The 7230-nt window shown below is 70.8% G+C and carries 4 protein-coding genes and 1 pseudogene; 2 read left to right on the top strand and 3 right to left on the bottom strand.

Going from position 1 to position 7230, the window contains the following annotated elements:
• Nucleotides 1–138: pseudogene (locus VN520_RS03340) on the top strand (calcium-binding protein); the annotation flags it as partial.
• A 195-nt stretch (nucleotides 139–333) separates the two neighbouring features.
• Here VN520_RS03340 and VN520_RS03335 read toward each other — a convergent pair.
• Nucleotides 334–480: an SCO1431 family membrane protein gene (locus VN520_RS03335; protein WP_325745313.1), complete on the bottom strand. Its 147-nt coding sequence runs from the start codon at nucleotides 478–480 to the stop codon at nucleotides 334–336.
• Nucleotides 481–796: 316 nt separating this feature from the next.
• Nucleotides 797–2164 carry an erythromycin esterase family protein gene (locus VN520_RS03330; protein WP_325745312.1) on the bottom strand — a complete coding sequence of 456 codons (1368 nt, stop codon included), beginning with the start codon at nucleotides 2162–2164 and terminating at the stop codon, nucleotides 797–799.
• A 148-nt stretch (nucleotides 2165–2312) separates the two neighbouring features.
• Here VN520_RS03330 and VN520_RS03325 point away from each other — a divergent pair, with 148 nt between their 5' ends.
• A complete protein-coding gene (locus VN520_RS03325) occupies nucleotides 2313–3350 on the top strand; it encodes a PHB depolymerase family esterase (RefSeq protein ID WP_325745311.1) in 1038 nt (345 codons plus the stop codon).
• A gap of 313 nt (nucleotides 3351–3663) precedes the next feature.
• Here VN520_RS03325 and VN520_RS03320 read toward each other — a convergent pair.
• Nucleotides 3664–7230 (bottom strand): amino acid adenylation domain-containing protein (locus VN520_RS03320; protein WP_325745310.1); only part of this gene is annotated, 3567 nt, incomplete at its 5' end.

Raw genomic sequence — 7230 nt, 5'->3', positions numbered from 1 at the left:
GGGGACGGCGAGGACGTCCTCCTCGGCGGCTCCGGCGACGACATGCTGCACGGCCAGGCCGGCGGCGACCTGATCGCCGGCGGCCCAGGGAAGGACGTGGTCGAAGGCGGTCCGGGCCGGAACATCGTCCTCCCGTAGGCGGCACCGGCCCCTCGTCCGCACCGGGGCCTTCCCGCGCCGAACGGCACAGCCCTTCAACCGGACGCGCCACCGACGAATGCACCTGACCGAGCACTACTACCGGCCACGGCGGGTAGACGCACCGCAGGGCGGGTCAGGGGTGGGGTGCCGGGCGGGCGCCCCACCCCACCCGTCGTGAGCGGGGGCCGCAGATCACATGAGCCCCGCCTGGGTGACGAACATGGCGAGGACGACGACGAGCGTCCAGCCCAGGATGTGTTCCAGGATCTTCGGCCCGTCCTCGGGGCCACCGGTGCGGGCGCGGGCGTGGGTCCGGTGGTCGGCTGTGGTCGCGGTCATGGCATCTCGCTCGGTCGTTCGGCAGTGGGCGTCCCCCGTGACCCGACCACAGTGCCAGCGGAGACGGCCGGCGCGGTAGAGATCCGGGTCACAGCGGCCGGCGGGCGCAGGACGGCCGCGAAGACGCACATCCGTACTCCCGTCAGGGATTAAGGGGGCGGAAGGGGCACAGTGGGAACCGGCCGGTTGTGTGCCATACCACACCCCGGTCATGCCCGGGGGCGGGTGTTCCACGGTGTGCCGCGGCCGTCGGACCGGCGGCTCCCCGAGGCGGAGGCACCCGGCGCGCGAGCCCGGGGCTTCCGTCTCCGGTCCTTCACAGGAGGTCGGCGGCGGAGACCCGATGGAGGTGTACCAGCACGTCGAACTGGCGCCCGAGCGATGTCCGGTAGGGGTCCTCCGGCCACGCGTTCCCGATGGACCGGGTCGGCCGCTCCGTCATGAGCCAGTTCCTGGTCCGTCCTGGTACGGCCCGCAGATCGACGTAGTAGTCCCGGCGCAGGACCCGCTCCAGCACCTCCTCGTTGCTGCCCGCGCCCAGCGGCTCCACGGAGAAGCGGCGGTAGGACTCCTCCGGGTCCGTCAGGTCCATCGCGTTGAAGGACCCCTGCCCGAAGGTGTAGCCGATGTTCATGTAGTCGGCTCCGACGGTCTGCCGTATGAACTCCCCCTGGGTCTTCGGATACTGCTCCGGGTTGTCGGACTCGTAGGAGACATGGCCGTTGTGGGCCGACAGCAGCATCCGGTGGCCGGTGCGGCGCTGCCACCACACGGTGTTCTCCGCCATGACCTGGTCGCGGTAGAGCATGGCCTGAGCGATCTTCCCGGGGTCGGAGAAGTCGTAGTACGCGTAGAGGGTGGCTGTCTGGGAGATGGCCCTGGCGTGCTGGAGGACCCACTCGAACGCGTCGCGGTCACCGTCCGGCCCCTGCGCCTGGAGCAGCGCGTAGGCGCGCTGCACCGTCGCGGCCGTCCGCCTGCGTTCGGCGAGGGGCGCGGCCATCTTCTCGTTGACGGTCTCCTCCACGCTCTTCGTCGGCCGGAACCCGCGGTAGAGGCGGCGGAACTCCGGCAGCAGCTCCGGATGATGCGCGCAGACGTAGTCCGTGACCTCGTCGAAGAGCTCAGGTCCGGCGTAGCCGTTGTCCTCACCCATGAACTGCACCGGGCGGCCGGGATGGCGGACGTTGTGGGCGCGCATCCACTTCAGCAGACCGAGGTACTCGCGGGTGTTCCATATCCGGTACGAACTCTGGAACTCCTTCCGCATGATCTCCTCCGGGTCGCCCTTCCCGTACAACACGTACGCGTTGAGGACCAGGCCGGTGGACCAGGGCGCCTCCAGCGCGAAGGTGGTGAAGCCCTTCTCCTCGACGAGGTACCGGAAGACGCGGTGTTTCATCGTGAAGAACTGCCGGGAGCTGTGCGTGGCCTCACCCAGCCCGACGATCTTCGCCGGGCCGATCATGCGGCCGAGCGGGTGCAGATCTCCGTCGGGGGCGCCGGGCTCCGTGGAGCGCAAGGGCTCCGCGACGCGGGCCAGTTCACGCTCCGGGCCGGCGGTGACCGCCGTGTTCGCGTGAGCCGGCCGGGCGGCGGCCGTCAGCGTCCCGGCGCCGAGCGTCAGCGCCAGCAGAAGCAGCAGTAACCGATGCGATCGATGTGTTCCGTGCAGTACACGCATGGATCAAGGCTGCCGGGGGACAGCGGGTCCCGGACAGCCTGCCTCCTGCACTCTTCCTCCTGGGGTTACCCCCAGGGCCGGCGCCTGCCGTACCGGCACCGGTCATCCTGCCGATGTCCTGCCGGAGGAAAGGGCCCACGCTCAAAACATGAACTCCCCAGGCGTGGCGGGCGCGGAATCCCGCTTCACAGTGCGCAGAATCGGGTCCCTGCTGGTGGTGGTCCTCGCGGTGGTGACAGCGGCCCTGCTCACCGCCGTCCCGGCACGGGCGGAGACCGGCTTCCACGAGGTGAGGGAATTCGGCAGCAACCCCGGCAACCTGAAGATGTTCGCGTACGTTCCCGAGAAGGCGCGGTCCGGCGCCCCGGTCGTGGTCCTCTTCCACGGCTGCGGAGGCTCGGCTCAGGACCTGGACATCGACACCGGCTGGCGCAAGTACGCCGACACCTACGGCTTCACCCTCGTCCTTCCCGAGCAGAAGGACGAGAACGTCGGCTCCGGCGGCATCGTGCCGCACAAGTGCTTCAGCGCGTGGAACCCGGCCGACCGCACCCATGACGGCCAGGGCGAAGCCCGCTCCGTGGTCCAGATGGTCGACTTCATGAAGGCCAGCCACACCGCCGACGCCGACCGGGTCTACGCCGCCGGTTACTCCGGTGGCGGCGCGGCGACCAATGTGATGCTGGCGGCCCACCCCGAGGTCTTCAAGGCGGGCGCCGTCTTCTTCGGCATGGCGTACGGGTGTGCGGACAACGAGCAGGACTACTTCCGGACCGGTTCCCTCGCCCCGTGTCCCGGCCGGTACAACCTCGTGGCCCCGGAGGAATGGGGCGACAGGATCCGCAGCGCCCATCCCGGCTACACCGGTGAGCGGCCGCGTGTGCAGATCTGGCACGGCGGCTCCGATCCGCTGATCAACAAGAAGTCGCTGGAGAAGCAGCGCGACGGCTGGACCGACGTGTTCGGCGTCCCGCAGACACCGACGTCGACCACGCGTCCCGCCGCAGGCGTCACGAAGCAGGTGTACGGCAGCGGGCAGGTGGAGACGTATCTGATCGACGCGATGGGTCATGAGGCGCCGGTCGACCCCGGTACCGGCATCGACCGGTGCGGCAGCGTCGGCCAGGGCCACGACTCGCTCTGCGGTCCGTACTACGCGGCCCGGTTCTTCGGTCTGGGCAGCTGAGACGTCGTGTCCCTGCCGCTTTCGGCAGGGCCGGCGGCGGCGCTCGTCCCGGCGCCGGAGGCGAGGGGCCGCACAACCGCCCGGCCCGGGACCGGATCACCCCACGCCCCACCCAGTGCCTTCACGGAATGTGCGTACAGCACGGAAAACCCGGGGCGGCCGGCAGCGCTGCCGCCAGGTCGCAGGCGCGGCCGTGGGGCCGGTTCTCACTCGGTCAGGACGGCCCGAGCGGCCTCAGCACGCGGCGCCGGGCCGGTGCCGGGCCGACGGGCCGAAAGACATCGTGAATGCCGCCCTCGTCCTTCACCACGCCTCAACGTGAGGCGGGAAAAGGGCGCAGACTCCCCAGCGGGCACTCAGGGTCCGACACCGCCCTTCGCAGGAGTTCGGAGAAGGACCGCGCCCACCGTTCGATGCTGGTGCGGGTGAACAGGTCGGTGGAGTACTCGAAAGCGACGGTGATGGTGTCATCGCCCGGGGAGATGACGACGTAGAGCTCGTTCCGCGCCACCCCCGATGACGGGAGGCCTCGGATCGAGGCGGCTACCGACCGCAGGTCGAGCGCGGGCGGCGGGGTGGTGACCACGGTGAACAGCACGGTGGGGAACAGCGCGTCCCCGGTCTGCGGGGAGACCAGCTCGACGACGTCCGTCAGCGGCAGATCCTGGTGGTCCAACGCCATGAAGAGGGTATTGCCCAGCTGCTTCACGAGATCGGCGAAGGTCTGTGCCTCACTCGTCCGGGCGCGCAGCAGGACCGCGTCGCCCAACAGCCCGACCACGTCCGAGTGGTCGCGTCCTGTGCGGTTCGCGCTGGACGCAGCCAGCACCACGTCACCTGGCGTGCCGCACAGACCGGCCAGCCATGTCGCGAACGCGGAGGCCAGCACGGAGTACGGAGTCGTGCTCAGTCGGGCCGCCGTGTCCGCGACCTCACGAGGCAGGTCGCCGTCCATGGTCCAGGTGTGCAGCGCGCCCCTGCCGGACAGTGTGCAAGGCCGCGGCAGGTCGTAGGGCAGCGCCGGGCGCAAGGCCACGCCGTCGAGTTCGGTGCGCCAGAATCGTTCGAGTCGCGCCCTGCGGTCGTCCGGCAGGCCGTGTTCCGACCGGGCGAAGTCGGTGAACTGCACCACAGGTGACGGAAGTGGTGCCTGGGAGCCGGTGCTCCACGTGTTGTACGACGCCTGCAACTCACGCCAGATGACGCCCATGGACCAGCCGTCGACGATCGCGTGGTGGAACACGGTCACCAGAACCTGGTGATCCGGGCCGAGGCGGGCGAGGCGGAAGCGGAACAGGGGTGCGCGGTCCATGGCGAACGCTCCGGACACCTGCTCCCGGCACCACTGCTCGACGGATGCGGCGTCCTCGGCCTGTGCGGAGAGATCGGTGACCGGGAGCTCCACGGGGACGTCCGCCAGCACCTCGACCGCGTATTCGTACTCGCCCTCGCCCGGGCCCGGGCGCCGTACGGCTCTGCTTCGCAACGCGTGATGCCGGTTCACCAGGTCTTCCAGGGCATGGACCAGGGCTTCGAGGTCCGGATCGCCGTGCAGGTCGATGCGGTGGGCGACGTTGTAGACACTCGGGTCGGCGAGATCATGGTGGCGTCGCCACAGCCGGCGCAGCGTCGACGGCATCGGCGCGGTGTCGACCACCCGGTGTGCGCGTGCTCCGCAGCGGGCCGCGACAGCCCGGATGGTCGGCTCGAGGAAGAAGTCGGTCATGGTGAGACCGACGTCGAGGCACTCCCGCATCCGGTGGAGCAGCCGGATCGCGCTGAGGGAGTGACCGCCCAGCTGGAAGAAGGAGCGGTTCACCGGTATCCGCCGGATGCCGAGTTCCTCGCACCACAGGTGGTGCAGGTCCTTCTCCAGCGGGGTGGCGGGCTCGGCCCCGGTCTCCCCGGAACCAGGCCCTGCCCCGGTCGTGGGCTCGGGCAGGGCGGCGCGGTCCAGCTTGCCGGAGGCGTTCACCGGCAACCGTTCCAGGAACGCCCAGTGGCGGGGCACCAGATGGTCGGGGAGTCCGGTGGACAGCACGGCGTGCAGCTCGCGCGGATCGGCCGCCGGAGTCGCGGGCACCACGTAGGCGAGGAGCTCCATGTCGCCGTGCCGGTCGCGGCGGGGCACGACAGCCGCGTCCCGGACGCCGGGCAGTTCAGTCAGCGCTGCTTGGATCTCGCCGGGTTCGACCCGGTGGCCGCGGATCTTGACCTGGTCGTCGGTACGGCCGCAGTACTGCAGGGTGCTGTCCGCCGCTCGCCAGCGGCCCAGGTCGCCTGTCCGGTACAGCGGCACGCCGGGGCCCTCTTCGAGGAAGGCGGCCGCTGTCTCCTGAGGACGGGCGTGGTAGCCGCGGGCGACCGGGACACCGCCCACGTGGATCTCGCCGACCGCGCCCACCGGCACCTCCCGCCCGGCGCCGTCCAGCAGCCGGATCCGCGCTCCGGGCACCGGGGTGCCGATGGGCGGCCACTCCTCGCCGACGGGGTCGACGCGGTGAGAGGTGACGATGACCGACGTCTCCGTGGGCCCGTACTGGTTGTACAGGGCGCATCGGGGGTGGGCGGCGAGGAAGCGGCGGAACGCGTCGGTGAGTTGCAGTGCCTCACCGGCCGAGAACAGCTCACGCAGGGAGGGCAGTACGGGGCCGGTCCCGATCAGGTACTTCATCGGGGTGCAGGGCATGAAGAGCCGTTGCACCTCGTGCCGGCGCACGGCCCGGGCCAGGGCCTCGGCGTCGTGCCGCACCTCATCGTCGATCAGGACCAGCGCCGCCCCGGCGGCCAGGGTGGTGAAGATCTCCTGCACGCTCACGTCGAAGGCGGGCGAGGTCCATTGCAGGGTACGCAGCGGGGGGTGCCGCTCCAGGTGACCGCGGATGAGGTTCACCGGGCCGCGGTGGGGCACGACGACGCCCTTGGGACGGCCGGTCGAGCCGGAGGTGTAGACGCAGTACGCCGGGTCCTCGGGCCGGGCCGTGTCCTCCAGGGGGGCGGCGGGAAGCGTGTCGCCGGCTTCGTCGACCAGGTGCACAGGCACCGGTGCCGAGAGCTCCGGGTGCCTCGCGAGGGCGGCATCTGCGGTCAGGAGCAGCACGGGGGCGCCGTCGTGGAGCAGCGCGGCGATCCGGGGCGTGGGCAGTGACAGGTCGAGGGGGAGGTAGGCGGCTCCGCTTTTGAGCACGGCCAGCAGCGCGGTGATCAGGTCCGCGCCGCGGGGCAGCAGCACTGCCACGCGTTCCGCGGTCGCCGCACCCCGGGCACGCAGCCGACCGGCCAGCCGGCCGGCGTTGTTCTCCAGTTCCGCGTACGTGAGGTGCTGCTCACCGCTGATCAGCGCGACGGCGTCCGGGGTCCGCCTCACCTGCTGCTCGAACAGGCCGTGCAGGGTGTCCTCGGCGGCGGTCGACGGCTTGTCCAGGTGCCCCAGCCGGGCCAGGGCGGCACGGTCGGTGGCGGTGACAGCGGTGAGCTCGGCCAGCCGCGCACCGGGGGTGTCCAGGGCGCGGCGCAGCACCTGCTCCACATATTCCACGAGACGGCGTACGGTGCCCTCGTCGAAGAGGGCGGTGTCGTACTCGACCATGAACCGGACGCCGTCGCGGTGGCGGGTCAGGTAGACGCTGAGGTCGAACGGGGCGCGGTCGCTCGGCATGTCGAGCAGGGCAGCGCTCAGCTGCGGCGGGTCGAAGTCCACCTCGCCCTCGTTCTCGTACTCGACCATCACCTGGAACAGGGGGTTGCGGCCCGGGTCCCGGCGCGGATTCAGCGTGCTCACCAATTCGTCGAAGGGGATGTCCCGGTGCTCGTACGCCGCCGTGCTGCTGTTGCGTACCCGGGTGAGCAGTGTCGGGAAGTCCGGGTCGCCGCCGAGGTC

The organism is Streptomyces sp. (assembly GCF_035563135.1).
Taxonomy (GTDB): Bacteria; Actinomycetota; Actinomycetes; order Streptomycetales; family Streptomycetaceae; genus Streptomyces.
This window is presented reverse-complemented; position numbering and strand designations above follow the sequence as displayed.